Source organism: Bradyrhizobium sp. 35 (assembly GCF_023073215.1).
Lineage (GTDB): Bacteria > Pseudomonadota > Alphaproteobacteria > Rhizobiales > Xanthobacteraceae > Bradyrhizobium > Bradyrhizobium canariense_D.
Genome location: NZ_JADPJC010000159.1, coordinates 1 through 755 on the forward strand (window position 1 = coordinate 1; position 755 = coordinate 755).

The following is a 755-nucleotide window of genomic DNA, read 5'->3' on the forward strand; positions in this document are numbered from 1 at the left end:
CCGCTACCAAGAGCTGGACCCTGTGGTCCGTCAAGCAATCATTCATGCTCGACCGTTTCGGTGGGGGCCCGGATTCGGACCGCCAATTTGCTCGGACTCCGAGCGAGAGTTGTTCGAAGAGGCAGGCAGGTTCGGTATCCGGCACGGATATACCATTCCAATTCACGACAACAGAGGTGAAAGAGCCATCATGACATTTGCGACTGACACGAACCGGACCGGATTTGAGCGCTCTATAGGGGAACGCGGTAACGTTCTGGAAGTGATCGCCTGGTATTTCCATGCGCATGCCCGACAGAAGCTTACGCCCGACCGTATGATCGATGGCGTCTTGCTGTCTGAGCGCGAACACGAGTGCCTCGAGTGGTCTTCTTACGGAAAGTCCATTGCCGACATCGGAGTTATCTTGGGAATCTCACGGAGAACGGCCGCGTTTCATCTGGATAATGTTCGAGCAAAGCTCGGTGTTCGCACGATTTGCCAGGCGGTGGCGCGGTTGGTGCAAAACCGTTCACAGACATAAGTAAGCGTATTTGCCTTGGGGTTGTCGCTCCGCACCACGGCGCGATTGTGGGACTGCAGCTAGAAGAACCGGCGGCCCTGGCCCGTGGTACTCAGGCCACTGAGCGCGACTGATAGGACATAGGCGAACGGGCGGATGATAACGCGCCTCTCCGTTCCCTTGATGATCCATGATCATGCTGGCCGGCAAGGCGTTGTCAAAGTCGCGGCGTAGGTGACCGAAGCCAGCTTCG

General features: G+C 57.1%; 1 protein-coding gene. It reads left to right on the top strand.

The annotated features are described in order from the left end of the window. Positions 1 to 523 (top strand): LuxR family transcriptional regulator (locus IVB36_RS35890; RefSeq protein ID WP_247394749.1); only part of this gene is annotated, 523 nt, incomplete at its 5' end. Positions 524 to 755 lie beyond the last annotated feature (232 nt).